Annotated in this window: 22 protein-coding genes; 8 read left to right on the forward strand and 14 right to left on the reverse strand. The window is 43.6% G+C overall.

Going from position 1 to position 26,883, the window contains the following annotated elements:
- Window positions 1-256: 256 nt before the first annotated feature.
- Window positions 257-1,165 carry a homoserine O-acetyltransferase MetA gene (gene metA, locus COP04_RS11070; protein ID WP_100488075.1) on the forward strand — a complete coding sequence of 303 codons (909 nt, stop codon included), beginning with the start codon at window positions 257-259 and terminating at the stop codon, window positions 1,163-1,165.
- Window positions 1,166-1,255: 90 nt separating this feature from the next.
- Here metA and plsX read toward each other — a convergent pair whose 3' ends face one another.
- The 4 genes from plsX to COP04_RS11090 all read right to left on the reverse strand — a co-directional run bounded on the left by plsX (window position 1,256) and on the right by COP04_RS11090 (window position 3,995).
- Window positions 1,256-2,269 carry a phosphate acyltransferase PlsX gene (gene plsX / locus COP04_RS11075; protein ID WP_100488076.1) on the reverse strand — a complete coding sequence of 338 codons (1,014 nt, stop codon included), beginning with the start codon at window positions 2,267-2,269 and terminating at the stop codon, window positions 1,256-1,258.
- 138 nt (window positions 2,270-2,407) lie between these two features.
- A complete protein-coding gene (locus COP04_RS11080) occupies window positions 2,408-3,217 on the reverse strand; it encodes a hypothetical protein (RefSeq protein ID WP_100488077.1) in 810 nt (269 codons plus the stop codon).
- Window positions 3,214-3,636, reverse strand: coding sequence for a permease prefix domain 1-containing protein (locus tag COP04_RS11085; RefSeq protein WP_100488078.1), 423 nt, complete (start codon window positions 3,634-3,636; stop codon window positions 3,214-3,216). The genes COP04_RS11080 and COP04_RS11085 overlap by 4 nt, the downstream gene beginning before the upstream one ends.
- On the reverse strand, window positions 3,633-3,995 hold the full coding sequence (locus COP04_RS11090; protein WP_239984842.1) for a PadR family transcriptional regulator: 363 nt from the start codon (window positions 3,993-3,995) through the stop codon (window positions 3,633-3,635). The genes COP04_RS11085 and COP04_RS11090 overlap by 4 nt, the downstream gene beginning before the upstream one ends.
- Window positions 3,996-5,190: 1,195 nt before the next feature.
- Between COP04_RS11090 and abc-f the strand changes: the two genes are divergently transcribed.
- Entirely contained in the window at window positions 5,191-6,705 is a 1,515-nt protein-coding gene (gene abc-f, locus COP04_RS11095) for a ribosomal protection-like ABC-F family protein (RefSeq protein WP_100488079.1), read from the forward strand.
- Between the two features lie 331 nt (window positions 6,706-7,036).
- Here the strand turns inward: abc-f and COP04_RS11100 are convergent, their stop codons facing one another.
- The 10 genes from COP04_RS11100 to COP04_RS11145 form a co-directional block, all read right to left on the reverse strand.
- Window positions 7,037-7,957, reverse strand: coding sequence for a branched-chain amino acid transaminase (locus tag COP04_RS11100; RefSeq protein WP_100488080.1), 921 nt, complete (start codon window positions 7,955-7,957; stop codon window positions 7,037-7,039).
- 186 nt (window positions 7,958-8,143) lie between these two features.
- Entirely contained in the window at window positions 8,144-8,356 is a 213-nt protein-coding gene (locus tag COP04_RS11105) for a hypothetical protein (protein WP_100488081.1), read from the reverse strand.
- 391 nt (window positions 8,357-8,747) lie between these two features.
- Window positions 8,748-10,610, reverse strand: coding sequence for a glycoside hydrolase family 13 protein (locus tag COP04_RS11110; protein ID WP_100488082.1), 1,863 nt, complete (start codon window positions 10,608-10,610; stop codon window positions 8,748-8,750).
- A gap of 201 nt (window positions 10,611-10,811) precedes the next feature.
- Window positions 10,812-13,202, reverse strand: coding sequence for a glycogen/starch/alpha-glucan phosphorylase (locus tag COP04_RS11115; protein WP_100488083.1), 2,391 nt, complete (start codon window positions 13,200-13,202; stop codon window positions 10,812-10,814).
- Between the two features lie 176 nt (window positions 13,203-13,378).
- Complete coding sequence (gene glgD / locus COP04_RS11120; protein ID WP_100488084.1) at window positions 13,379-14,611, reverse strand: glucose-1-phosphate adenylyltransferase subunit GlgD; 1,233 nt, start codon at window positions 14,609-14,611, stop codon at window positions 13,379-13,381.
- Window positions 14,598-15,743 (reverse strand): glucose-1-phosphate adenylyltransferase, encoded by a 1,146-nt coding sequence (locus COP04_RS11125; protein ID WP_100489646.1) that lies wholly within the window; start codon window positions 15,741-15,743, stop codon window positions 14,598-14,600. The genes glgD and COP04_RS11125 overlap by 14 nt, the downstream gene beginning before the upstream one ends.
- A 353-nt stretch (window positions 15,744-16,096) precedes the next feature.
- Window positions 16,097-17,524 (reverse strand): glycogen synthase GlgA, encoded by a 1,428-nt coding sequence (glgA, locus tag COP04_RS11130; protein WP_100488085.1) that lies wholly within the window; start codon window positions 17,522-17,524, stop codon window positions 16,097-16,099.
- Between the two features lie 35 nt (window positions 17,525-17,559).
- A complete protein-coding gene (gene glgB, locus COP04_RS11135; protein WP_100488086.1) occupies window positions 17,560-19,503 on the reverse strand; it encodes a 1,4-alpha-glucan branching protein GlgB in 1,944 nt (647 codons plus the stop codon).
- A 212-nt stretch (window positions 19,504-19,715) separates the two neighbouring features.
- Entirely contained in the window at window positions 19,716-21,140 is a 1,425-nt protein-coding gene (locus COP04_RS11140; RefSeq protein ID WP_100488087.1) for a branched-chain amino acid transporter BcaP, read from the reverse strand.
- Window positions 21,141-21,569: 429 nt separating this feature from the next.
- Window positions 21,570-22,484, reverse strand: coding sequence for a 5'-3' exonuclease (locus COP04_RS11145; RefSeq protein ID WP_100488088.1), 915 nt, complete (start codon window positions 22,482-22,484; stop codon window positions 21,570-21,572).
- Between the two features lie 462 nt (window positions 22,485-22,946).
- Here COP04_RS11145 and COP04_RS11150 point away from each other — a divergent pair, with 462 nt between their 5' ends.
- The 6 genes from COP04_RS11150 (at window position 22,947) to COP04_RS11175 (ending at window position 26,757) form a co-directional block, all read left to right on the forward strand.
- A complete protein-coding gene (locus COP04_RS11150; RefSeq protein WP_100488089.1) occupies window positions 22,947-23,714 on the forward strand; it encodes an ABC transporter substrate-binding protein in 768 nt (255 codons plus the stop codon).
- A 42-nt stretch (window positions 23,715-23,756) separates the two neighbouring features.
- On the forward strand, window positions 23,757-24,107 hold the full coding sequence (locus COP04_RS11155) for a hypothetical protein (protein WP_100488090.1): 351 nt from the start codon (window positions 23,757-23,759) through the stop codon (window positions 24,105-24,107).
- 19 nt (window positions 24,108-24,126) lie between these two features.
- Entirely contained in the window at window positions 24,127-24,720 is a 594-nt protein-coding gene (locus COP04_RS11160) for an ABC transporter ATP-binding protein (RefSeq protein ID WP_100488091.1), read from the forward strand.
- Window positions 24,721-24,898: 178 nt separating this feature from the next.
- Window positions 24,899-25,078 (forward strand): hypothetical protein, encoded by a 180-nt coding sequence (locus COP04_RS11165; RefSeq protein WP_100488092.1) that lies wholly within the window; start codon window positions 24,899-24,901, stop codon window positions 25,076-25,078.
- Window positions 25,079-25,298: 220 nt separating this feature from the next.
- The gene (locus COP04_RS11170) at window positions 25,299-25,964 is read left to right on the forward strand and encodes an ABC transporter ATP-binding protein (protein WP_100488093.1); all 666 of its coding nucleotides are present in this window, start codon (window positions 25,299-25,301) and stop codon (window positions 25,962-25,964) included.
- Window positions 25,951-26,757, forward strand: a complete 807-nt coding sequence (locus COP04_RS11175; RefSeq protein ID WP_100488094.1) for an ABC transporter permease — start codon at window positions 25,951-25,953, stop codon at window positions 26,755-26,757. Before COP04_RS11170 ends, COP04_RS11175 begins: the two co-directional genes overlap by 14 nt.
- Window positions 26,758-26,883: the final 126 nt, after the last annotated feature.

Here is a 26,883-nt window from a genome sequence, read left to right on the forward strand (position 1 = left end):
TCGTCATCAGAACTTAATTTTTATTATAATAGAAATTGTTGCAAAATAAGTATATTTTCATAGAAAAAAAGTCGTTGAATCAAAATTTTCAGCATATTTTTTGCTAAATCGAACAAATCTGAGCAGCTATCGATGTGAAACCGGTATTTTTCTCACTGCCTTGTTTTTATTATCCGCAAAAGACTACACGCTGGTCGGGAAGAAAAAAAGAGTCTATAATGAGAACACCAAGTTAACCATGGGGAGAACTGATATTGTGCCTATAAAAATTCCAAGGGGGCTTCCCGCCAAGGAAGTACTGGAAAAAGAGAATATTTTTGTGATGGATGATGAACGGGCTGTGACCCAGGATATCCGTCCGCTCAATATATTAATATTGAATTTAATGCCTGAAAAACAGAAGGAGGAAGCTCAATTGCTCCGCCTTCTTGGCAATACACCTTTACAGGTTAATGTCACGTTCATGAGAACGGCGACACATGTTTCAACGCATACAAGCCATCTACATCTTGATCAGTTCTACACAACATTTGATCAAGTCAGAGGGAAAAAATTCGATGGGTTAATTATTACGGGGGCTCCGATCGAAAAGCTGCCCTTTTCGAAAGTAGATTACTGGGATGAACTTAAGGAAATTATGGAGTGGTCAAGAAAATCGGTCACTTCCACCTTGAATATCTGCTGGGGCGCTCAGGCGGCTCTGTATTATCATTTTGGCATTAACAAGGTGCTCCTGCCAAAAAAGCTATCCGGTATTTACAGCCATACTGTCGTGAAGCCAAGAGAGAAACTGCTGCGCGGTTTTGACGATCTATTCACCGCCCCGCATTCCCGATACACCGACCTCGACCACGATACTCTTGTGAAACACCCCGAAGTAAAAGTTCTGGCTTCGTCGGCAGAGGCAGGTGCATTTATTCTGATGGCCCGCGGTGGCAACCAGATTATGGTCACAGGCCATTTTGAGTATGATACTGACACACTGGCTGTAGAATATCAGAGAGATTTAAAAAAAGATATCCATCCTGATCTTCCGGAGCATTATTTTCCTGATGATGATCTGAACGAAAAACCTGTTAATAGCTGGCGGTCGCATGCCCATCTCTTTTTTTCAAACTGGCTGAATTATTATGTCTATCAGGAAACGCCCTATCAGTGGGAATAACTCAATCATGAGTTTGCTGTAAGAAAAAATGGCATAATAAAAAAAGCCGGGAGATCAATTCCGGCTTTTTCAACGATTATCTATAATCGATCAGGCTTTACTAATCAACCAGGCATGATCTTTGTCATGCAATGTTGCTTCGATCGTCCCCACAACATCTTCTTCAACTAGAATCTTGGCCTGTTTGATCGCCGCAAATACGGCCTCGCTTTTTGCAGCGCCATGGACTTTGATGACCGGTGCAGAAAGTCCAAAAAGCAATGCGCCGCCATACGCTGAATAATCCATACGCGTTTTAATCGACTTCAATTTTCCATACATCAGTCCGGTAAGCACCTTTGTATATAAAGAGCCACCAAGCGTTTCCTTCAATAGTTGCATCACTGACATAGCCGTTCCTTCGACGCTCTTCAGAACCAGATTTCCAGAAAACCCATCGGCAACGATGACATCTGCCGGGCCATGAAGCAGCTCGCGGGACTCCACGTTTCCGACAAAATTGAGCGGAGCTTCTTTCAACAGCTGATAAGCTTTCTTTGTTAGCTCATTACCCTTCCCGGGTTCTTCGCCAATGTTCAGCAGTCCGATACGCGGGTTCGGCCGGTGCAGGACTTTTTCAGCGTAAATTGAACCCATCAGTGCATATTGCAGCATATTTTCAGGCTTTGTCTCGGCATTAGCACCAACGTCAAGGAAAAGAAATCCCTTATTCTCGTGAATTGTGGGAAGCGTCGGTGCAAGAGCCGGACGGTCAATGCCTTTGATTCTTCCGACACCGAAAAGTCCGGAAGCCATCAAAGCGCCGGTATTGCCGGCGGAGACTGCCGCGGCGCACCTCTTCTCTCTGACCTCCTGAACAGCCAGCACCATTGACGCTTGTTTTTTCCGGCGTACAGCCTGTACCGGCGCATCCGTCCCTTCAATTTTTTCTGTTGTGTGAAGGATCTCGATCCGTTTCTGATCGCCAACAAACGGCTCAATTTTTTCTCGATCACCTACTAAAACAAACTGCAAATCAGGAAACGCCTTCGCTGCAAGAATTGTCCCTTCAACAATAGCTTCCGGTGCATTGTCGCCACCCATGGCGTCAATCGCAATTTTCATTTCATTTTCGCTCCTTTTATATTAACGAACATAAATCACTTGATGTCGTATCGCATATCCTGAGGCGTTTGATTTCACCTGAGTCCGCGCCTCGATTCATAACTCTAACACTTATTACGGCTTCTGTCCAAATAAGTTTCAAATCCTTTTTGCTTTGGGCTCAGAAAAAATACCATGACTTCTCTTCGGCCTACAGACGAAATAATATACCGAGAGCGGCCACCATAATATTGCAAATATCGGATAAGCGGCCCATAGCACCTGAGGAGAATATATGGCATTGATTGCGGAAAAATACGCGATAACCAGCACTGAGCCGCTCACTGCGTAGGCCATCGGTTTCCTTGCCAGCCACATGCTCAAGGGCCACCACAGTGTGGCACAGACAGGGTTGATCGCCCAGTTGATATGAGGTGACGTGACAAAATTAACAACAATTAAAAAAATACTGATTAAAGCTGACCCCGCTATAGCCAGTATTTTCGGCCTTCGCGCAAAGAAAAGAGACAGCGGCCACCAAAGCACAGCAAATGTTATAAAAATACTCCAGGGATACCTCGGTTCATAGAAAAGGTTCAATGCAATATAATACCCGATCAGGGCAAACCCGGAAAAAACAGAGAACGTTTTTGTCAGACTTTTCGTCCCGAAAAACATCATAATCGGACCCATCGCCAAGGGTGCCAAAAGATAAAGTATCCATAAATAATTCGGCGTTTCAATCATATTTTGGATGAAAAAAAGAGCTGTCAGCAAAAAACTCACAAAAAGGACATAAAGTTTCTGCTCCATACCTCTTCTAAGAAGCCAGAAAACAGGAAAAAGCAATAAAACGGCGGAATAGAAAGACCATAATAAAGAAGAATCTGTGAACAGATTGACTGCGATTAGAAAAACACCTGTTAAAACGCATCCGGAGGCTATAAAGCCAATCGTTCCCCGTCTCATGACTGATCCTCGACTTTTTTCCGGTACCAATTATAAAACATCGAGAGTGGCCACCAGGCAATACCAAAAGTCGGATAGATGAACCAAATGATATGCGGTGAATAATAAAAGTTAATAAATACCGACAGCGTGATAACGAGAATACTGCCCCAGATTGAAAAACCAAGATTCAAGCGTGCCAGCTCTTGTTTTCTTCGGCTGGGGTGATCAGGAAGATCGAGTTCCTGTTTTATTTCATCAATATCGCCGAATTCCACAATCGCTTTGTTGATTGCATCTTCCTGGGATTTTCCTTCCTCCATCAAATCAGCCACTTTTTCTTCCAGGTCACGAATGATTTCTTCTTTTGCCTGATCAGCCTGCTCACTTTTTGGGATATTTTCGAATGCTTTATCGATGTATGCATTTAATCTTTTCACTGGCCTTTCCCCTCCAAAAATGTATCTACGATTTTCTTCACTTCCTGCCACTCGTTCACCATTTCGTGAAAATAGGCCTTGCCAAGCGGTGTTATCGTATAATATTTCCTTTTTCCGCCATGCGTCCGTTCACCAAAATAAGAATCGATTAACTGTTTTTTTTCAAGCCGTTGGAATACGGCATATAGTGTGGCTTCTTTAATTTCAAACTTTCCTTCTGTCCAGCGGCTGATTGTCTTAGAAAGTTCGTAGCCATAAGAATCACCATCACGCAGCAATCGCAGGATGATTGAATCCAGATGCCCTCTTAAAATGTCACTGCGAATAAAATTACCCCCACTCTTCCTGATATGTGACAATAATCTGCTTTTTATTCACACCATTCAAACAAAAAGTACTCTATCTGATAAAGTAATGTTAGCACTTATTACTCTACCTGTCAAAGTACTTTTTTGCGTTCTTTAAAAAATGGGTTTTGTTAAACTAATCTGTTGCTTATCGCTCCATGCGCTCGCTTTCCGCGAGCCTGGTTTGCTGTTCCCTCAGGAGTCTCGCACCTTCCGTATCGACAAACTTAGCAACATAATCAACGAAAAGCAGGATTTTATCAATGAAAAACCAGCACTTATCGACTAACCTTTCCAATGTATCAACAAAAATGAATGAGATATCAATAAAGCTGAACTTTTAGACAGCTTATTGTTATTTTTAAACGACTTTATTGTAATAGAACATCTTTATTGTCAGTCTACACATTGCTTACTTCCATAGTGTAATTAACTGACTGAAAGAATATGATCTCTTACTTGGATAACGAAAGAGCTTGTTTCATTTTTTGTATGAAGGAGCCGTATGTATAGGTGAGCACGGATCATTGCAATTATCTCCTACCACTAAAGCCTTCCAGTTTTATACTATCATAGCTTGGGCTCACAATTAAATGGATCACATGTAGCGCAACCGCTTATTTTTTATAGATCTGCCTAAAGTCAATGAAGTGCTTTTATTATGAGTTCGGGTGTGATCTTACTCTTTATTCTGTAGAAACATCCGCCATTCGAGCAAAAAGATCAATTGATTTGTGGACTGACACTAAAGATGTTGCATTACAAATACAGTTGCGCCATGTTACTGCGTCGTGAACATGTACTGTGCTGAACGCGTGAACAGTGAATCGCCAAATATCCTTACCTTTATCTTATTTCCAGTTCATTTGCATTTTTTTAATATGTCTGCTAATATGAGCACAAGTAAATGTGGAAGGGACGTGTAGGGATTGAAAAAATGAGTCGTTTTTAATTGGATACAGACCGGTAAGTGGATTGATCCTCTTTCTGGTTGTCTTCATAAGCGGCTTGCTAACATTTTTCAGTCCGTACAGGTTTCATCACAAAGGTACCACTGCTTTAGTATTTTTTGGGATGTACTTTTCTAGCAGTGAATTCCTGAAAGTGACTTGTAAATGGACGCTAACTTGGCGTCCTTTTCTGTGTATTCATAACCGCTTTAAGGCGACACCATTTCCGGTCTCACAACTAAAATGAGGTGAGCAAAATGGGAACAATACAAATTCGCAACCTAACTTTTCGCTATGACAACATGGTGAAACCACTTTTTGATAACATCACACTTAAAATTGACGAAAGCTGGCGATTGGGTCTAATCGGGCGTAATGGCCGCGGAAAGACAACGCTGCTTCGACTATTACAAAATCAATTGACTTATTCGGGAATAATCGAGACTAATCTGAATTTTTCATATTTCCCACAATCCATTCAAGATCCAACGCAAATAACCTTTAACATTTTAACTGATCTTGGCCTAGTTGCCGATTATGAGATTTGGAAGATTGAGCGAGAACTGACACGATTGCAAGTTGACGTAAGCGTCCTTTATCGGTCTTTTGGCACGCTAAGTCCCGGTGAACAGACGAAGGTTCTCCTGGCCAGCATGTTTGTTGATGAAAATCACTACCAACTTATCGATGAACCAACTAACCATCTGGACCAAACAGGACGCGTCATTGTAGCCAACTATTTACGCCAAAAAACAGGGTTCATACTCATCAGTCATGATCGTCACTTTTTGAATCAAATCATTGATCATGTCATATCCATCGACCGAACTAATATCTCGGTCTATAGCGGAAATTATGAAACTTGGTATACGGCCAAAACGCAACAAGATGCACTTGAGCAGCGGGAAAATGATCAATTGAAATCTGAAATCAAACGTCTGGAAAAAACCGCTCGACAAAAAGAACAGTGGTCAAATAATGCCGAGCGCGGTAAATATGCCGGCGCAAAACGCAAAGACAACAGTGATATCGACCGTGGTTTTGTCGGTCATCGTGCAGCTAAAGTTATGAAACGTTCAGTAACGTTAGAAAAGCGCACAAACAACGCAGTGAACGAAAAAAAGAAACTTTTGAACAATGTTGAGGACATGACGCCTTTGACATTACCCTACCAGGCTGCCAGAGCCGATCAGGTACTGGTCACTGTCGCAGATCTCGTACTGAAGCATAACCAGAAAGTCCTGAATAAACCTTTGGGCTTCACGATAAAAACTGGCGATCGTGTTGCGTTAGTCGGACCAAATGGTGTAGGTAAATCGACGTTGATCAATGCCTTGCTTGATGGTCAACAAAGTCCCTTAATACGCAGCGGCTTCGCACAAATTCACTATGGGGTACGTGTATCCTATTTACCACAGGATTTCGCTAACCTTGCCGGGACAATCGAAAATTTTGCAAGCGAACATGAAGTGCCCTACAACATGTTACTAGCGACATTACGTAAACTTGGCTTCGAACGGCGCCTTTTCAATGATTGCATTGAAAATATGAGTATGGGGCAAAAGCGTAAATTAGCTCTGGCACGCTCTCTTTGTGAATCAGCACAGCTTTACATTTGGGATGAGCCACTGAACTATTTAGATGTCATCACCCGAGAGCAAGTCCAACAAATCATTTCCGAAGTACAGCCGACCATGTTAATCGTTGACCATGATCATGAATTCATAGATGAGGTCACCCTAACAAAAATCAAATTAGAAGGCGCCCAATAACACCTCAAACTTCGCTGCCAAGGCGTATGCCTATAGGAGTATTCATCCTATAGGCATTATTCGTCAACTTCGTAGTAAGTAGCAACGCTATACTTTCTCCGTTGTAAAATGGTATATGATTTATAATAGAGAACTGTTTAAAAAGCTTCATATGTCAATTATCAACGAAAGAATGTGATTTTTCTCTTTATTATCATTGATCATGATTTTGCGTATCGCTATTTTATGATCAGATCTTAAAGCCAGTCATTCAATATTTAAACAAAAAGCCGGATGACAGTTTCTACTGTCAGTCCGGCTTTTTGTTATATTCATAGATTCGTAAGGGTACTTATTTATCATAAACAGGGGTGCAGGATTCCGCATATTTCGGATTCTGCCCGAGTGTCAGTCCAAAGAACAGCTTCTTGATCTGCTTGCAGACTTCTCCTTCATGGCCTGTCCCAATTGTCCGGTGATCCACTTCAACGATCGGAGTGACTTCCATCGCGGTCCCGCTGAAGAAGACTTCGTCGGCCACATAAAGTTCGGACCTCGAAATGCTTCTTTCTTCAACTTCGAGGCCCATTTCTTCCCTGGCCAGCTTCATAACCAGATCACGGGTGATTCCTTCAAGGATGTTGTCGGAAGGCGGCGGAGTCACCAGTTTTCCTTTCTTGAACATAAATATATTTTCGCCGGATCCTTCACAGACATTATCGCCATTTGTCAGGAAGATCGCTTCGTCAAATCCCGCACGCTTCGTTTCCAGAGCGGCAAGGGCTGAGTTCATATAAGCGGCTGTCGCTTTCGTACGCGGCGGCAGCTGGTTGTTCGAGAGGCGTTTCCAAGAAGTAACACCGACACTCAGTTCAGGCTTTCCGGCATATTTATTTAACGGCTGTGTGTAAATAACGACTTTAACGTCCTTACCGTCAAGCGTCGGCCCAATATCCTGTGCGTCATTATAAACAATCGGACGTACATATGTAGTCGTGCGGCAATTGTTCGCTTTCAGAAGATCGATGGTTCCTTGGATCAGTTCGTCAACCGTTAGATCGAAATTCAGATTCACGGTCTTCGCAGACTGCTTCAGCCTTTCGTAGTGTTCCTTCAGTTTGAAACCGTACAGTTGTTCTTTCTCATCATCCCAATATGCACGGATTCCTTCGAAAACACCCAGGCCATAATTAAAAGCTTTGCTGCGGACGCTGATTTTTACATCGTCCTCTTTTACAATTTTGCCTTGAAAAAAAACATAAGACTCTGACATGTAAACTCCTCCTTGTTTCATATCTGTCGACAGATACCAGGCAGATGCCCCCAGATGGGCCTCTTGCAAACAGGTCCTGCCTTTTTTTGTAACCCTATCATAACATAATAGACAAGCACATTTTCAAAAAATCAAAATATTTTTCATAAACTGATTGATTACGAAATCTCAAAAATTGATTCATGATTATTGAACCAGTCCGCCTTTGATCATCGTTGCATGAATACTTTCATAACTGCCCTTAAATTTGAAAACTTCCTCATCATCAAGTGGAATGGCCGGTCTTCGTTCGATTCCATTCCTTCCGATGACACTCGGCAGGCTCAGTGCTGCCGTACTCCCCAACTCAAAATTAATTGTACGAGGAATCGATATGACTACTGCCCAGTGCTTCCTCAACCGCTTCTTCTTTGTCAAAATCTTATAGTATCAATCTCAGCGAAAAGGTTCAGGGCCAGAGCGTCGGTCAAACCTGTGAGCCCACATCTCCGAGCCCGATAATAACTTACTTGCTGTTCTTTATCTGTTTTCGCCTCTTATCTATTTATAGAGGGCCTTTGAAAAATCCCGTAAAAACTGCCGGCGGCTCTCTGCGTCAACCTGAGTTTCCNAACTGCCGGCTCTGCGTCAACCTGAGTTTCCGCTCCTCAAATATAACCGGGGTGTCCTTAAGCCTGCCATCCGGCGATTTGTCCTCCTTTTCGAACAGACTCTTACGTTTTATATTAACACAAAATTTGGAAATATTTTGCAGAATATCAAATTTACGCTGGACAAGTACAGCGTATGATTAACCGCTAACGCTTTCTTTAGTGATGACAAAATCGAGAGGACTGACATTGACGCCATTTCCAAATACCTTTTGCAACACTGAAAAAAGCCATTTTCCGTTAGTTTCATCCATCAGCTGATCCAACTCAAATCTCTGGTTCTCTAACGTTGTATTGAATATGGTCGCGGTAATGTCACCTTTGCCACAGGTTCGGATAAAGCCAAACAGTCTGCCCGCAGAAAAAGGCAGATAATCGCCCGACTGTAAATTCGGATCTGTTCTGCGCGCACGTATCGCTTCGCGAAAGAAAGACTCGATTTCTTTGTTCTCATGCCCCCAGGGGAAAAAACGTCGATTGTCCGGATCCTTTCCCCCCGTTAATCCGGCTTCGTCGCCGTAATAGACACACGGAACTCCCGGAAGGGTCATCAATAACCATACGGCCAGCCGGAGTTTCATTTTGTCACCGGAGAGACAGCTTAATATTCTTTCCGTATCATGGGTTCCGATGTTATTCATATTGGCAAGGAGGGCATCGGGCGGATAATTTGATTTCAAGGTCAGGCTTAACCGGGCAGCTTGTCTTGCATTAATCCGCTCAAGCAACAGATCAAGAATCATTTTTCTGAACGGGTAATTCATTACACCATGCAGCATGCTGCCTTCCAGATAATGGCGTCTTTTTCCGTAAGCCATTTTATTTGATGCGTCTTCCCAGACTTCGCCAATTAAAACCTTTCCATCATTCAGTGAAGCATGCCTTTCCATTGCGGCACGAATGCCCGCAATAAAATCATCAGGCAGTTCATCGGCAACATCTAGGCGCCACCCGCCAATACCTGTTTCAGTCCACATATCAACAATACTTTCATCAGACCGATAAATAAAATCACGATAGCCTTCATTGCTTTTATCGACGGCCGGCAGATCGCTGATGTTCCACCAGCAATCATAGCTGTCAGGATAATGATGAAATGAAAACCAGTCATAAAAGGGAGATTGCCGGTCATTAAAAGCGCCATCTTCCCCATAACGTTTGAAACGATTAAAATAAATACTGTCTGCGCCAACGTGATTGAAAACACCATCCAATATAATGTGCATACCTGCATTTTTTGCATGCGCCACTAGTTTCTGGAATGTTTTCGAGTCACCGAACATCGGGTCTATATGCCTGAAATCTGCAGTATTGTATTTATGATTGCTGCTGGCTTCAAAAATGGGGCTGAGGTAAAGAACGGTTACCCCAAGACCGCGAAGATAATGCAGCTTATCGATAACCCCCTTCAGATTACCTCCGAAGAAATCCCAACGGACAATATTACCTTCATGATCGCGTATATAATAAGGTTCGTCTTCTTCAGTTGCATAAATAAAAGAATTTTTCTTGGGATGATCGATTGTATGATATCGGTTTCCATTATTAAAGCGATCAACAAATATATGGTAGATGACGCCGTGGCAATACCATTCAGGAGCGGGATCCCGCTGTGCATAGACGGTTATCTGGTATTGGCGAATTTGAGACGGATCATTGCAAAGTACACCACTGCCTCCAAAGTCATCTTCCGCTCTACCATAATAAACCATTCTATTACTGCCCCGATCGTCCTGAAATTCAATTTTGAAATGATAGAAATACAGCCCCGCCGGTTCTTCAGTCGCGAATTTACACTTATAAATGTGAGCATCTTCCCCACCGGCTACCATCTCGATTTCTTCAAATGGATGACCGTCTTTCTGCATGACAAGCCGGACCTGCAGAACTTGGCTGAAATTCACCTCAATGGAGAAGTAAATATTCTGACCTGTCCGGACTGCTCCGAAAGGACGCCTGAATTTTTCAGACCACGAATTGAAATAAACCGGTGACGTTTCCATAATGCAATCCTTCTTCCCGGTTAAAAATCGATACTAGAGAACGTTCGAAAAGTTACCCTTTTATACGGGCAGCACTTGATTTCAGTCCTAGCTGCCATCCCAAGTGGTGGCTCAAAAGTCGTGGCATTTCGAATGGGCTTTATAGAGACTTTTATTGAAACCACCATACAGACAAATGAATTCTTTCAACCTGGTTTTTGATTATACGTCCCAAATGTCCGCTGCATATTGGCGTACCGTGTAATCCGACGAAAAGACACCTGCTCCGGCAATATTGATCAGCGCCATTCTCTGCCACTTGATCTGATCCCGATAAAGATGATCAATTCTTTTCTGAGTTTCAATATACGTCTCGAAATCTCTCAGTACAAAATATTCATCGCCGTACTTTACGAGGGAATCAAATATATCCCTGCCCTCAGTCTCAGCACCAGGTATAGTCCCGTCAATCAGCGTGTCGAGCACACGCTTCAACACGGGATCTTTCTCGTAATAGCTTGCAGCATGGTAGGATCCGTCCTGATAATATTGATAAACTTCCTTTTCCGTCAGGCCGAAAATAAAAATGTTTTCGGATCCAACCCGCTCACGGATTTCAACATTCGCTCCATCCAAAGTGGCGAGAGTTACAGCCCCGTTCAGCATGAGTTTCATGTTGCTTGTACCTGATGCCTCTTTCGATGCCAATGAAATCTGCTCGCTGACGTCTGCAGCAGGAATGATCCGCTCGGCCAGAGATACCCCATAATTCTCAACAAAAACGATCTTTAGTTTTCCTTTGATCGCCGCATCATGATTCACAAGATCTGCGACAGAATTTATGAGTTTAATAATTTCTTTGGCGTAAGTGTAGCTTGGTGCCGCTTTAGCGCCAAAGATAAAAACCCGCGGATAAATATCGGCATCCGGATCATCTTTCAGCGCCAGATAAAGTCTGACAATATTTAGTAAATTCAACAACTGCCTTTTATAAGCGTGCAACCTTTTAATTTGCACATCGAAAATGGCATCCGGACTGATTTCCAGATTCATCGTCTTCTGAACGAAATTGGCAAATCTGACTTTATTCTCACGCTTGATAGCACTCAACTCACGCAGTGTGCTTTCATCGTTGCGGAAAGCCTTCAGCATTTTCAATTCGGTCGGTGTTGTTTCCCAGTCATCCCCAATCTTGTCGTTAATCAGATGGCGCAACGGCTCATTAGCGAGCATCAACCACCGCCTCTGAGTGATACCATTTGTCTTGTTATTGAACCGCGAAGGGAAGATGATGAAAAAATCATGCAACACTTTTTCTTTCAGGATCGCCGTGTGTAATTTAGCCACACCATTAATGCTATGGCTGCCGATGATAGCCAGATGAGCCATTTTTACATGTCCGCCTTCAACAATGCGTGTTCGGTTGATAATGTCCCATTCAAATAAAGTACTCATTTTCATGACATAGCGTCTGTCAATCTCCTGAATGATCTGATAGATTCGCGGCAGAAGTGTGCTGATCATTTCAACCGGCCACTTCTCAAGCGCCTCAGACATAATTGTATGATTCGTATAGCTCATAACATTGACGGTTACATTCCAAGCGTGCTCCCAGTCCATTTTCTCATCATCCAGAAGAAGGCGCATCAGTTCGGGAACACAAAGAGAAGGATGGGTATCATTGATGTGTATGGCCACTTTTTCCGCCAGATGTGTCATATCCAGATTCATTTTCCGATAATGGCGCACGATGCTCTGCACACCGGCGGAAACGAAAAAATACTCCTGTTTTAGCCGCAGCAGCCGCCCGTCATAATTCGAATCATCCGGATATAAGACTTCTGAAATACTTTCAATCCGATCCCTTTGCTGTATGTAGGAACGGTAGTCACTGCTTTCGTCCTGCGGAGGCATTTCAGCCGACCAGAGCCGCAGCGTATTTACAGTTTCATTCTTGAATCCGATAATGGGTGTATCATAAGGCACGGCAAGAACGCGCTGGTCATGTTCATAATGGGGGATCAGATAGCCGCTTTTTGTATTTTCCATCCATACATTTCCATAGAAGCTGACAGTTACCGCCATGTTCAGTCGTCTTGTTTCCCATACGTTCCCATTCTGCAGCCAATTCTCAGGAAGTTCAACTTGATAGCCATTGACAAACTTCTGCTTAAACAGACCATATTTAAAACGAATACCATTTCCGTGTCCCGGAATGCGACATGTCGCGATTGAGTCGATAAAACAGGCTGCAAGGCGTCCGAGACCGCCGTTTCCTAGGCCCGGATCAGGTTCAACCTGTTCCAGCGTTTCCAAATCAATGCCAAGTTCTTTCAGGCCGGTGCGTACATTATCCAGGATGCCGAGATTCAGAAGGTTACTCTTTAACATGCGTCCCAGCAGAAACTCCATTGAAAAATAATAGGCCTGCTTTTTCTTTCTACCTAGATAAAGTTGGTTCGTTTTGCCCCAGTTTTTTGAACAATAAGAGCGCACAAGGTTTCCCAGTGTCACGTATTGTTCAGCTGGCGCTGATTGTGCCAAATCCATAGAGTAGAGTTCCGTCAGCATTCGTTTGAAATCATCTTTGAATTTTCTTTTTGAAAGTTCCATGTCTGCACCGTCCTTTATAAATAAAGCGCCCGGCACAGCCAATCAGCCGGGCAGATTGTAGTTTTGGATATACATGGTACATGAATCAGATGGTCACTTACAAAATTAGCATAACCCAAAATCCCGTATATTAAACTATTTTCCAAAAAGCGAAGCCATTCTTCACCGGCCAGCAATCAGGAAAGGGATGGATGGTAGTCTTCCCGGTCACCGGACTTTTCGGGAAGACTTTCAACTTGCGACAGCCCGGAATTTTCTTCAAGAATCCGGCTGATGATCGAGTTTTTCTCAATGACAATCGGCTTATCTTTCGTCCCAATCAGTTTTGTGTTTGCTTCGATTCGGACTTGTTTATCAAGGACGACATAACGAAGTTCAGCCCCGCTGCCGATGTAACTGCCCTGCATGACCAGAGAACTATTCAAAACTGCGCCTTTTTCCACTGTAACATTACGGAAAATAACAGAGTGAGTGACGTTCCCTTTGATGACGCAGCCATTGGCAACCAACGAATCACTGGCATCCGATGTTTTTGAGTAATAAGTGGGTGCCTCATTTTTGACTTTTGTATGGATCGGCTGGCTGCCCTTAAGCAATGCCGTCATGTTTGCATCCTGAAGCATATCCATGTTGGCGTCGTAATAGCTTTTGACTGAATTGATATTTTTTAAATATCCTGTATATTCAAAGCCGTTTGTCGGTAGTTTGACAATCGCCTGGTGAAGCACATCATTCAGATTGCAGTGCTCATTTTCAGCAACCACGTTTCGGATCAACTTCATCAAAAGTGTACTTTTCAGCAAATAAATTTCCATATTGATTAACGCTTTTTCTCCATTATTATGCAATGTACATGACCTCAGGCCCTGAACCAGCCCGTCGTCACCAATAGTCATACACGAAAGCCCTTCATCGCTCTTTGCCACTTGATCCACCGTCTTGTAAACAACGGTGATGTCCGCTCCCTGTTCGATATGATTGCGCAGTACAGCCTGCACATCAATGTTGCAGAGCATTTCCGTGCCCATCACAACAGCGTATTCTGCACCTGATTTTTCAATGAATTCCATGTTCTTGAAATAATTATAAATATCTCCATCCAGCAGTCTGCGCTGGCCCTCTCCAGGATCACTGGTAATTGAGGAGAAAAAGAACAGGCCGCCATGAACACTGTCCATCCCCCACTCTTTCCCGCTGCGGACGTGATCGTAGATCGAACGGATACTGTCATTTAAAAACACGCCGATCGTCTCGACACCCGCGGATGTCAGATTTGACAGAGGAAAATCGACCAGACGATACCTGCTGCAAAAGGGCAGGCTCGCAACCGGCCTGGCAAGTGTTAATGGAAACAACACATGGCGGGGTTCCGTTAAATTGAGAATACCGCATATTTTATTCTTCCTCATCAGTTAAGCCCCCCACTACTTCGTTATAACCGACGACCTCGATCTCATCCTCGCCGACAATCTGGGCGTTGTCGGCAAAAACGGCATGCTCGCCAACAATTGCATGTTCAATCGTTACATTTTTTCCGATCACGGTATTTGACATAATGATCGAGTCTTTAATCTTGCTGTTCAATCCGATTTTCACATTTTGCGAGATGATTGAATGGTCGACTTCGCCGGCAATATAACAACCGTCAACGATGAGCGACTCCTTGACCTTTGCTTCGCTGGTCAGATAATGAGGCGGCGCAACAGGATTTTTTGAATAGATCCGCCATGATTTGTCTCTGATATTCAGTTCGTGATCCGGATTGATGAATGCCATATTGGCATCCCACAGACTTTGAATCGTCCCGACATCTTTCCAGTATCCGTCAAAAGCGTATGCAAAAACATTTTCTCCATTAGCAAGAAATGAAGGAATTACATTTTTACCGAAGTCATCCATATTCTGCCCGGTTGCATGGCTCTCGGTCAAATATCTTCGCAACACTTCCCACGTAAAAATATAAATACCCATCGATGCAAGGTTGCTTTTTGGTTCAGCCGGCTTCTCTTCGAATTCGATAATTCTGTCTGTGTTATCCGTATTCATGATCCCGAACCGTGAAGCTTCTTCCAATGGAACGCGAATCACAGCCACGGTTGCTGTTGCTTTCTTCCTTTTATGAAAGTCCAGCATATGTTCATAATCCATTTTGTAAATATGGTCTCCTGACAAAATGAGAAGATAAGTCGGGTGATGGCTGTCTATATAACTGATATTCTGATAAATTGCGTGCGCTGTCCCTTCGAACCATTTCTCTCCGTCAAGGCTTGAATGCGGCTGAAGGATGGTTACTCCGCCTTCCTTGCTGTCCAATCCCCAATGGGAACCGTTGCCGATATGGCTGTTCAGTTCCAGCGGCTGATACTGAGTGACCACGCCAACCGTTTTGATGCCGGAATTGGAACAATTGCTTAATGAGAAGTCAATAATCCGGTATTTCCCACCGAAAGGCACCGCTGGTTTGGCAATCGTCCGCGTCAGCTTACCCAGTCTTGATCCCTGTCCACCTGCCAAAATCATCGCTATGACTTCATCATTCATCATCTGTGGAAAAAGGTTAAGAAACGGCCTCTTTCCTCTCACCTCCTTTGCGCATTCAAAGAGCTATAATTACATCATATGAACCTGGCAAACGATTAATAAACGTCCGAGACGCTTGCTGTAAATAATTTAATTTGGAAAGCAGAAGAAAGATTATTCCATTTTAAGAAAACGCTTACATATAAATGTTCTTTTAAATTTTTTCCTGCAAATTTATCCCGATGCCAGCATCCAGTGTAAACAAACGTTTCGTTTACACTATTATTATATTACTTTTTGTGGCAATTTCGGTTATATTTATAAAATATTTCTGAATTTTTTTGATTAAATTATGGAAATTTATTTTTTCGTGCTCACACCAGACTTTCGTACAAATTCTTATATTCCCGCGCTGAGGTTTGCCAGCCAAAATCCAAATTCAGCGCACGCTTAACAAGTTCGTTCCATTTTTTCGGGTCAGACTTGTAAAATCCCAGTGCTCTGTTTATCGTATACAGCATGTCATGCGCGTTATAATTGGTAAAACTGAAACCATAACCCTTATCATTCAATTCGTTATAAGGAATGACTGTGTCTTTAAGGCCCCCGGTCTCTCTGACGACGGGGAGGCTTCCATACCGCAAGGCAAGCAGCTGGCCAATGCCGCACGGTTCGAATTTTGAAGGCATAAGGAATAAATCAGACGCAGCATAAATTTTTCTTGCAAGGCCATCATCAAAATAAGTATTGATTGATACCGAACCAGGATACCGGCCCTCCAATGAGCGAAACGCCGATTCGTAATCCTGTTCGCCTGTCCCAAGAAGAACAAACTGTATACCACTGTTCATTAGTTCATGGAAAATGCGCAGAACAAGATCGATTCCCTTCTGTTCAGCAAGCCGTGTGATCATCGCCACAAGCGGTGTCCGGTTATCAATTCGGAGATTCAACTGCTTCTGCAGCTCTGTCTTATTGACTGACTTTCCCTCGGCACTACCATACGGAGCAAACAGGAGACTGTCCGCAGCCGGATTATATCTTTCCCGGTCAATGCCATTGACAATACCGTGAAGGTCTCCGCTGCGCGATCTCAGGAATCCGTCGAGATTTTCCCCATAGTACGGCATCTGAATTTCCTCAGCATACGTTTTGCTGACCGTTGTCAGGCTGTCCGCATAGGCCAGCCCCGCCTTCATATAGCTGACACAGCCGTAAAATTCAAGGCCACCCATCGTGAAAAAGCCATAATCAAGATCCAGCAATTCTTTAAGAACATGTTCCGGATAAACTCCCTGGTATTTTAAATTGTGTATCGTAAATACTGTACGAATATTTTGATAGAACGGGTTATCTTTATAGTGTCCGCTTTTGAGCAATGCACAAATAGGACCCGTCTGCCAATCATGACAGTGGATCACGTCCGGTTTTCCATCCAAATAAGCGAGTGCTTCTAATACGGCACGGGAAAAGAAGGCGAATCTTTCCCCGTCGTCATAATATCCGTAACACCCGTGACGTTTGAAGTAGTACTCGTTATCCAGGAAAAAATAACGGATGCCCTCTTCATCAAAATAGTGAATGCCGCAATATTGGCGTCTCCATCCAACAGGAACATCAATATGCCTGAGAAATGTCAGCTTGTCGCTGAATTCTGAGGGCATATCCGCGTATTTGGGCAAAATAACACTGACCTGAACATTCTCATCCTTGAGCGCTTTCGGCAGCGCGCCGACGACATCGCCCAGTCCCCCGGTTTTAATAAATGGAACGCATTCTGAAGCTGCAAATAGTACATGCATCTCTCTCTCTCCCATCTGATGCGCAGGCTCTTTTATCAATTATTCTGAGTTAAAATCTGGCTGCGTTTTTTTGTTTGTTTCATAAAAATTGATAGTCCAAGAGGCGGAACAGTGACCGCCATGCTGCATAACTGATTATGGTAAGGCTCCTCAACGGACTGGATCGGCTCGATGTTCAACTGCCCTGATCCTCCGAATACCGGCGCATCGCTGTTGAACATTTCCAAATAATTACCCACTGAAGGTACACCGATCTTGAAATTATGATAGACATTCGGTGTAAAATTGCAGATGACGACACAATAATCACCCTTCCTCTTGCCCTTTCTGATGAAACTGATGATACTCTGATCGGCATTATCCGGATCGATCCACTCGAAGCCCTCCTGTTCACGATCAAGTCGCCACAGACAGGAATTATCCTTATAAAATTGGTTTATTGCGATTGAGTAACGATTAAACGCACTGTGGGTATCAAAATCGAACAGTTTCCAGTCCAGTTGTTCTAAATCTTTCCATTCATCAAACTGAGCAAATTCACTGCCCATGAACAACAGCTTTTTCCCGGGATGAGTCATAAAATAGCCGTACAGCACGCGCAGATTAGCGAATTTCTGCCACATGTCCCCTGGCATTTTATTCAGCAGTGACCGCTTCCCGTAAACCAATTCATCGTGTGAAAAGGAAAGAATAAAATTTTCAGTATAGGCGTACAGCATCGAAAAAGTGATGAGATTGTGATGGTATCTCCGTTCAATCGGATCAAATCTCATGTACTGAAGAATATCGTGAACCCAGCCCATATTCCATTTGTAATTAAAGCCCAAGCCTCCCTGATCTACCGGAGCAGATACGAGCGGATAATCGGTGGCTTCTTCCGCAATCATCAGCGCGGACGGGAACTTGATAAATACAGATGCGTTAAGCTTCTTCAGAAAATCAATGGCTTCGAGATTTTCATCCCCGCCGAACTTGTTTTTTACTTCAAAAGGCAGATCACCATTATGATTCAGATAAATCATTGAAGAAACCGCATCAATCCTGAAACCCTCCACGTGATAAACATCCATCCAGAATCTTGCATTGGAAATCAGAAAGCTGACCACTTCTTTTTTCGAAAAGTCAAAGTTGTAAGTGCCCCACTGCGGGCGATCTGCGAGCTTCGGGTCATCAGGTTCATAAAGCGGCAATCCGTCAAATTTTCCAAGCCCATGCGTATCGCGGCAAAAGTGTGCGGGCGTCCAATCAAGAATAACGCCCATACCATGAGCATGACAAGTGTCTACAAAATACATGAAATCCTCAGGACTTCCAAATCTGCTGGTCGGAGCAAAATAACCTGTGATCTGATAACCCCAGGAACGGTCATAAGGGTGCTCCATAATTGGCATCAATTCTATATGAGTAAAATTGTGTTTCGCAACATAGTCCACCAGTTCATCGGCAAGCTCGCGGTAATTGAGCAACTTTCCATCTTTTTTCTTCTTCCATGAACCGAGGTGGCATTCATAGATGACCATTGGCCGATGATAAAAATCCTCTTTATCTTTTTGTCTGAGCCATTTACGGTCCGACCAGTTATAGTGATCCAGACTGCAAGTGAGCGAAGCCGTGTGGGGACGGGTCTCTGCGTAAAAAGCATAAGGATCCGCTTTAAGAAGGACAGATCCGGATGGAGACTGAATGGCGTATTTATAGCGTTGGTTTTCTCCCAATCCCTCCACAAACCCTGTCCACACACCGGAATTTTTAACAGCAGCCAACGGATTTTTTTCGGGCTCCCACTGATTGAAATCGCCAACCACAGATACACCGAGTGCGTGCGGTGCCCAGACCGTGAATCTGAAACCATCCCTTTCTCCGTAAACTTCGCGATGTGCTCCGAATATTTTGTAGCCTTCATGAAGGGTGCCTTCATGGAACAAGTAGAGATCGAAATCTGTTGGAAACTTCTGCGGCATGTTTTCGACGGTTATCATGATTTCACGCCCTTGTCATTTATTAATTACTTAGTATTTCTCCGAAAATCGTCCAGTTCCTTCATGAAATTTGCCCAAATTTTGTCAAAAGCAAAAATATTCTTCGGAAAAGTCGATATACAAAAAAGATTCCCACCTGAAGTGCAAGAATCTTGGTTAAAAATTACTAAGTACCTTATATTTCTGATTTCAAATAACCGTGCCTGTTCAGTTTACTGAAGTTGTTTTTTCAAATCGGACTCTGATTGCTCTGCTGATCCCAACACACTGTGACGATATCCGTAACTGAAATAAATGACCAGGCCGACTGCAAACCAAATAACAAATCTGATCCAGGTTACACCGGTAAGGTTGACCATCAGATAGCCGCAGGACAGGACAGCCAGAAGTGAGACTACCGGGACACATGGCACTTTGAAATATCTTTTGATATCGGGCTGGGTGATTCGGAGTACAGACACGCCGATTGAAACAACGATGAAAGCAAATAATGTACCGATATTGGTTAATTCCGCCAGATCGCTGAGTGGTATGAATGCCGAAAACAGAGTAGCCATCAGCCATGTCAGTAAAATACAACGAGACGGCGTTTTTGTCTTTTCAGTTAATTTGGAAATACTTTTCGGCAGCAGACCATCGCGGCTGATCGCGAAGAAGAGCCGTGTCTGTCCGTACATCATCACAAACAGAACGGTTGTGATGCCAAGAATAGCGCCTAAAGAAACAAAGCCGGCTACCCAATTCTGATGGACAAAATGCAGTGCAAAAGCGACCGGATCGCCAACGTTTAATTTCGCATAGGGGATCATTCCGGTCAGAACGGCTGAAACAGCAATATAAAGAACCATGCAGATGCCTAAGGATGAGAGAATGCCGATCGGCATATCCCTTTGCGGCTTCCTGACTTCTTCGGAAGCTGACGACACAGCATCAAAACCGATATAAGCAAGAAAAGCTGTCGCCGCGCCTTGCATGACACCCCCGAATCCGTGCGGCATAAAAGGTGACCAGTTAGACGGTTTGACATAGAAAGCGCCGACAGCGATAAACAACAGCACTACTGCAATTTTGACAACGACCACAATATCATTGATACGGCTTGATTGTTTCACACCGGTCAGTAAAACAGCCGACAGAATAAAGACGATGACGACAGCCATGACATCGACGTAGGTCCCGTTAGCCGGATTATAGGCACTGCTGATCGCCAACGGGAGAGTGATGCCGAAACCCCTGATCAGTTCCTGAAAATATGCAGACCAGCCGCTGGCAACTACCGAACAGGCCAGTCCGTATTCAAGAATCAGATCCCAGCCGAGGATCCAGGCAAATAATTCGCCGAAGGTTGTGTAACTATAAGTATAGGCGCTGCCGGACGCGGGAATCATTGACGCAAATTCCGCATAGCAGAGGGCAGCGAATGCGCAGGCCAGACCTGAAAAGACAAATGATAAAATAATAGCCGGGCCGGAAAACTTGGCGGCAACAACGCCGGTCAGTACAAATATGCCTGTTCCAATCACTGCCCCGACGCCAAGCATAGTTAAATCAAAGGCGCCTAATGCTTTCTGCAGGCCGCTTTTTCCACCGGCCTGCCTTAACATAAAATCCATCGACTTCTTCCGAAATAACTTCATTGTAAAGAACCCCTTCTGTGCGTTTATCCCTTTTTTCAACTTAAGATGAGACGACTTAATCGCTGTTTTCTATTTTTATAAACAGTGTCGAATTTTCTGACAATTATTAAATAATTGTCTCTCTATCTTTTTCTCGTCCATTCTCAAGTTGTAGTTCATATTCTACAAAAACTGACTTTTATTGTAAAGGTGTCTTTACGGTGTGAAACGTTTACAGGTTACTGGCCGTTAATGCGTCGAGATTTCTTGACCCGTCAGGCTTACATGAGGCATTTTCATCCAGAATGCTCCAAAGAGTCAACAAATTGTCACAACTTATAATACCAGAAGAATTCCGCCGACTGTTAGAATTGCCTCATACAGGAAAAAAGCCGGTCCACATAGTGTGACCGACTTTTACTCTCAACCGTTTAATTGTCAACAGGACAGCTAAAAAGCCTCGTTAATCGAATTTACAGGCTTGTTCCAGCGCATCTGGATTAAGTCATATTTGACCAGCTTCATGCCATAATCATTAATGCGCTCAATGAATGTTTCCGGAATTCCGCTATACCGCGATTCATTGAGTACAAAAGATAATGGAGCATCACAGTGAATTTCCGCCAGTTTTCTTGAAAGATGAAGCATGTCCAAATCCGAAGCGATTTTCTTTTTCTGACCGTTTGGCAAAAAGTCCAGATGGTCAAGCATGGCATCAATCGTCCCAAACTCCTTGATCAATTTAAATGCTGTTTTCTCTCCAATCCCGTGAACCCCTGGATAACCGTCGCTGGAGTCACCCATCAGTGCTTTGACATCAATAAATTGCCCTGGGGTCACACCAAACTTGTCCAAAAATGATTTTGCCGTGTAACTGCTGTAGTGGCCATATCCCTTCTGAAGCAGATTCACATCGATATGACGATCAAGAAGCTGCAAAAGATCGCGGTCTCCGGTGATAATCGAAATATCGGCATTGTCCTGCATTGTCTTGGCCAACGTTCCGATACAATCATCCGCTTCGTAACCGGAAATTCCCACATTTGGTATTTGAAAAGCCGCAGTCATTTCTTTTGCGAGGTCAAATTGCGGCACCATCTCAACAGGAGGCGCATCGCGATTCGCTTTATATCCGTCAAAAAGCCGGTGCCTGAATGTCTTTTCTCCCATATCCCAGCAAACAGCAACGTGCGTTGGCTTCCGGTTTTGAATAGCCAGCAGCAGATGTCTGAGAAAGCCCTGTACCCCGTTAGTTGGCAATCCCTCTTCATTAAACATGAACTGACCGGTAGGCGCTGTGGCATAGAAAGCCCGGAACAGCAGCGCCATACCGTCAATTAGAAGCAGTCTCGGTCTGCCTGTCAAACAATCCCCCCGTTTCTTTCATTGCCTGTTTCCTCCATTATATCATGGAGATCCTCCAATACGTCAAAACGGACAAACGTCGAAAAAAGGGCGCTCCATCCAAAACGTTCTGAGCGGATTCTACTCATTTTACTCTTTTTAACTTTATTTTAACTTTATTCACCCTTAACAAAGCGTTTACACTATCATTCTACAATAGCACTTGTGAAATCAAAAAATAGACGAGGGGTTATAAAATGAAAAAGGGTAAATTTCTGACCTTAATTTGCGATTTAACTCTGACTTTGTCTTTATTTATGACAGGATGTGGTTCGTCCGCGATCGGTAAAAATGGGTCAAGTTCGTCAAATAAGACTTCAAAAACAGCGAGTACAACAAAAACAATTGATTTTTTATTCAGCAGAAGGCTTTGATAAGGACATAGCGAACGTTTTTCAAAAGAAAACAGGCATATAAGTCAAAATGATTGACGATTCAACTGGTCCGATCCTAGCAAAACTGCAGGCAGAAAAAAACAATCCTCAGTGGGATGTTGTGTGGTTTGATGGCTCTTCATCCATGCAGGGCTTGGACGACCAAAACATGCTCTACAAGAACTATGTCTCGGCAAACGCTTCAAATTATACAGATTTAGGAAATAGCTTAAAACCTAAAGACAACGCATATTTCCCTGTTACCGTAACAGCGGCAGGTGCCATCGCCTACAATACCAAGCTTGTCAAGGCGTCGGATACTCCGAAAGACTGGTCTGATTTGTTGAATCCAAAATACAAGGGTACCTTTGCGATGAATAACCCAAGTATTTCCGGGCCGACCTATCCGGCTGTTTTTGGACTGATGAAATTACAGGGAAGCATTACCCAGGGCGAACAGTTCTTTAAAAATCTGAAAACCAACGGTCTGAAAGTATTTGATACAAACGGCCCTACACTGACAAATCTGGAAAAAGGAAATATTAAATACGCGATTGCTCAGGACTCTGCCATTTTGAAAGGAGCGCAGTCCGGACAGCCCATTAAACTGATTTATCCGGCCTCAGGTGTTTCTACTTTGAGCAGCAATATCGCTATAGATGCGAAGGCTCCGGATCTTCAAGCGGCCAAAGAGTTTGTCAATTATGTATTGAGTGTGGAAGGACAGAAAGTAGAATCCAGTGCCCAGGTGACACCAATTTCCAGTTCATTATTAAAAATGCTCCCGGAAAACAGGGCATTCGGCCAAACAATATAAAATGGAATGTTCTAGATCCTATCGAAGGGGCACAGCGTGAGAATGAAATCAAGCAATGGTTCACTCAAAATATCGTTCAATAATAAGCGCAGAAGATTCCATTTAGGGCAGCCGTTTTACCCGCTCTGTATTCTTACACTGCTCGCGCTGATTGCTTATCCGCTAGGAGCTGTGTTACTTCAGAGCGTTTTTCCAAATCTGTTTGATCAGGGTTTTTACCCTTTTTCATTGCAATCGTTCGTATCGATGTTTACAGAGACGTATACGTATCAATCGATTGTCAATGCATTTCTGTTTGGTTCTGGGTCAGCACTCATTGCTGCTGTCCTTGGAACCTTTTTTGCGGTTTTGATCCATCGGCAGAGGAAAAACACTTCGGCAAAAAGTGATTGACACGCTCTCTATATTCCATATGCAGGATTACTTAGAGCACTATCCTCATGAGCTATCGGGTGGCCAGAAACAGCGCATAGCAATCGCACGCACGATTGCAGTCAGCCCTCGCCTGATTCTGATGGATGAACCACTGTCAGCCCTTGATAACGTGTTTCGGGAGGAAATGCGTGTCGAGCTGGTGCGAATTTTTAAACGGTTGCGTATGACTGTTATTTACGTGACTCATGATCAGGAGGAAGCCATGAGTATGGCGGACGAAATTGTCCTGCTGAAGGATGGACAGTGCGAGCAGATAGGAACACCCGAAATGCTCTATAAAAATCCGGTTTCCAGATACGCCGCTAAGTTTATGGGCCATGCGAACTTTCTTCAAAAAGATGGAGAATCTGCTGTTCGTTTTATTCGTCCTGATGACATTCAGTTGGTACCCAACGAAGCTGAAGGAAAAAAAGGAAAAATAATCATGCGGAGTTACCTTAGCGGGTATTATCGTTATTTTGTCAAAATAAGCGACTATAAAGACCCTCTTGAATTTACAAGTCAGCAAAAATTAGAGATGGAATCGCTGGTTCAGGTTGATATACCGGCGAATAGATGCTTCCAGTTGTAGAAAACAGGCATTTTTAGCAATCGATCCTGTTCTTAATACTGCTGTTTAAGATCTATCGAGTTTAAAGAATCACCCCCTTTTCAGGTTTTCAATTTACCGGAAAAGCGATATGCTAAAGTCATGCTGTTTGAAAGCAGTGATTTTTGATGATTGATAGACTGATACGGGGTGTCTGAACGTGTATAAAAGAAATTTCTTTTTGCTGGTGATTTTGCTCATTATCGTCGCCATTTCCCTTTATTTTGCTAACAAAGTACTTTCCGGATTACACCAATCCGGCGGAATGGCAGTCCTTGCGTTAAAGCAGTCCTATGGCATAAGAAAGAAAATACATCAAACAGAGAAAAACAGTAAATGATTCTGGCTTCTTATCCGGGACTCTGAGCGAAATGATCAGAAGTTTGGCGCCATGTTAGTGCCTGACTATCACAGGCTCAGCAATAGGGTCAACAGACCGTGTACATCGCTCAACTTTTATTCAAATGGAACCTTCTGCAAAACAGCAGACATCAGATCCCGGAAGCCTGCCGAATTATTGCTGAATATTTTTGTGAAATCATACCAGTGAGGAGACTGACATGTCCGAAAAAATAAAATTTCATATTCATGCACTCAAATATAAAAACGTCTTGAACATAAACGAATTAAACATACCAGCGGATCATCTGACTTGTATTATTGGTGAAAGTGGAAGCGGAAAAACGACCCTTCTGAAAATGCTCAACCATTTGATCAGTCCGGACTCTGGAGATATTGAAATCGACGGAAAATCGGTTTTTGATTGGGACCCGATCAGTCTGCGGCGGACCATCGTCATGCTGTCTCAGTCTGCGGTGATGTTTCAGGGAACGGTCAGAGAAAATATGCTGGCCGGGCTTCGTTTTTCTGAAAAACCTTCTGCTCCAGACAGTGAGCTTAACCGTCTGCTTGACCTTCTAAATTTGCACATCTCTCTCGATGCCGACAGCGGATCTTTGTCAGGGGGGGAAAAGCAGCGGGTAGGTCTCGCCAGGGTACTTCTTCTCGATCCGTCCGTCCTACTTTTAGATGAACCATCTTCAGCGCTTGACGAAGATATGGCACATCAAGTATTGAAAGAACTGGCCGACTATGGACGTCAGCGGAACAAGACCATCGTGATGGTTACCCACTCCTCCGAACTTGTAAAGAATTTTGCCGAATACACTGTCCGTATCGAACATGGACAGTTGGTACAGGAGGCCGAAAAATATGCACAGCAGTGATCTGACGCTTTGGCAACTTGTTTCAGCTTACATATTTATACTCATTTTATTAATCATTGTCCGTATTAAGGGTATTCGCCGTGAAAGAGAAATTCTGATTTCCACAATCAGGATGACTGTTCAGCTGATGATTGTCGGCTACATTCTTGCCTACGTCTTCGGCAACTCTAATCCGTTTTATACGCTGATTATCCTGGCTTTCATGCTTCTATTTGCCATTTATAATATTTATCAGCGGGTAAAACTGCCATTGAACAGCGTCCTGAAGAAAAATATCATGACTGCAATGATTATTGGTATCACGGCAACGCTCATCTACTTTGTCTTAGTCACACTCACTGTATCACCGTGGTACAATCCCAGATATGTTATACCGATTGCCGGCATGATTATTGGCAATACAATGACAGGCGTTTCGCTGGGAATCAACACCCTGCTTGATGGTATGCAGTCAAAACGCAGCCTGGTAGAAACCGCGCTGACGCTTGGCGCCACCCCGCGGGAAGCAGCACGCCCCATAGTCAATCAGTCCTTTGACAGTGCCATGCTGCCGACGATCAACTCGATGGTCGGCATGGGTATCGTTTTTCTTCCCGGGATGATGACCGGACAGATGATTGGCGGTGCGTCACCGCTGACTGCGATCCGCTATCAGATTGCCGTCGAGCTCGGAATCGTCGGCGGCGTATCACTCACTGTATTCCTTTTCATTCAGATCGGATACAAAGCATTTTTTAACAGCCGCTGCCAGCTTAGAGAACCCTTTTCCAAAAAAGAGAAAATCGATGGATAATTGGCCGCTATGAAACCGCCGTTCTTATTAATAAGCATAAAAAAAGCCGTGTTTTGACGGCTTTTTTTATGCTTATTTTCTTCAGATCATTTTAGAAAGATGCACGCGTTTATTGACAGCATAGAA

This window comes from Sporolactobacillus pectinivorans (assembly GCF_002802965.1).
GTDB classification, from domain to species: Bacteria; Bacillota; Bacilli; order Bacillales; family Sporolactobacillaceae; genus Sporolactobacillus; species Sporolactobacillus pectinivorans.

What these genes read in the sequence shown, in the direction of transcription:
- plsX (WP_100488076.1), bottom strand. Translation starts at nt 2,269, where the DNA reads ATGAAAATTGCGATTGACGCCATGGGTGGCGACAATGCACCGGAAGCT.
- COP04_RS11080 (WP_100488077.1), bottom strand. Translation starts at nt 3,217, where the DNA reads ATGAGACGGGGAACGATTGGCTTTATAGCCTCCGGATGCGTTTTAACA.
- abc-f (WP_100488079.1), top strand. Translation starts at nt 5,191, where the DNA reads ATGGGAACAATACAAATTCGCAACCTAACTTTTCGCTATGACAACATG.
- COP04_RS11100 (WP_100488080.1), bottom strand. Translation starts at nt 7,957, where the DNA reads ATGTCAGAGTCTTATGTTTTTTTTCAAGGCAAAATTGTAAAAGAGGAC.
- COP04_RS11110 (WP_100488082.1), bottom strand. Translation starts at nt 10,610, where the DNA reads ATGGAAACGTCACCGGTTTATTTCAATTCGTGGTCTGAAAAATTCAGG.
- COP04_RS11115 (WP_100488083.1), bottom strand. Translation starts at nt 13,202, where the DNA reads ATGGAACTTTCAAAAAGAAAATTCAAAGATGATTTCAAACGAATGCTG.
- glgD (WP_100488084.1), bottom strand. Translation starts at nt 14,611, where the DNA reads ATGAGGAAGAATAAAATATGCGGTATTCTCAATTTAACGGAACCCCGC.
- COP04_RS11125 (WP_100489646.1), bottom strand. Translation starts at nt 15,743, where the DNA reads ATGAATGATGAAGTCATAGCGATGATTTTGGCAGGTGGACAGGGATCA.
- glgA (WP_100488085.1), bottom strand. Translation starts at nt 17,524, where the DNA reads ATGCATGTACTATTTGCAGCTTCAGAATGCGTTCCATTTATTAAAACC.
- glgB (WP_100488086.1), bottom strand. Translation starts at nt 19,503, where the DNA reads ATGATAACCGTCGAAAACATGCCGCAGAAGTTTCCAACAGATTTCGAT.
- COP04_RS11140 (WP_100488087.1), bottom strand. Translation starts at nt 21,140, where the DNA reads ATGAAGTTATTTCGGAAGAAGTCGATGGATTTTATGTTAAGGCAGGCC.
- COP04_RS11150 (WP_100488089.1), top strand. Translation starts at nt 22,947, where the DNA reads ATGATTGACGATTCAACTGGTCCGATCCTAGCAAAACTGCAGGCAGAA.
- COP04_RS11155 (WP_100488090.1), top strand. Translation starts at nt 23,757, where the DNA reads ATGAAATCAAGCAATGGTTCACTCAAAATATCGTTCAATAATAAGCGC.
- COP04_RS11160 (WP_100488091.1), top strand. Translation starts at nt 24,127, where the DNA reads ATGCAGGATTACTTAGAGCACTATCCTCATGAGCTATCGGGTGGCCAG.
- COP04_RS11170 (WP_100488093.1), top strand. Translation starts at nt 25,299, where the DNA reads ATGTCCGAAAAAATAAAATTTCATATTCATGCACTCAAATATAAAAAC.
- COP04_RS11175 (WP_100488094.1), top strand. Translation starts at nt 25,951, where the DNA reads ATGCACAGCAGTGATCTGACGCTTTGGCAACTTGTTTCAGCTTACATA.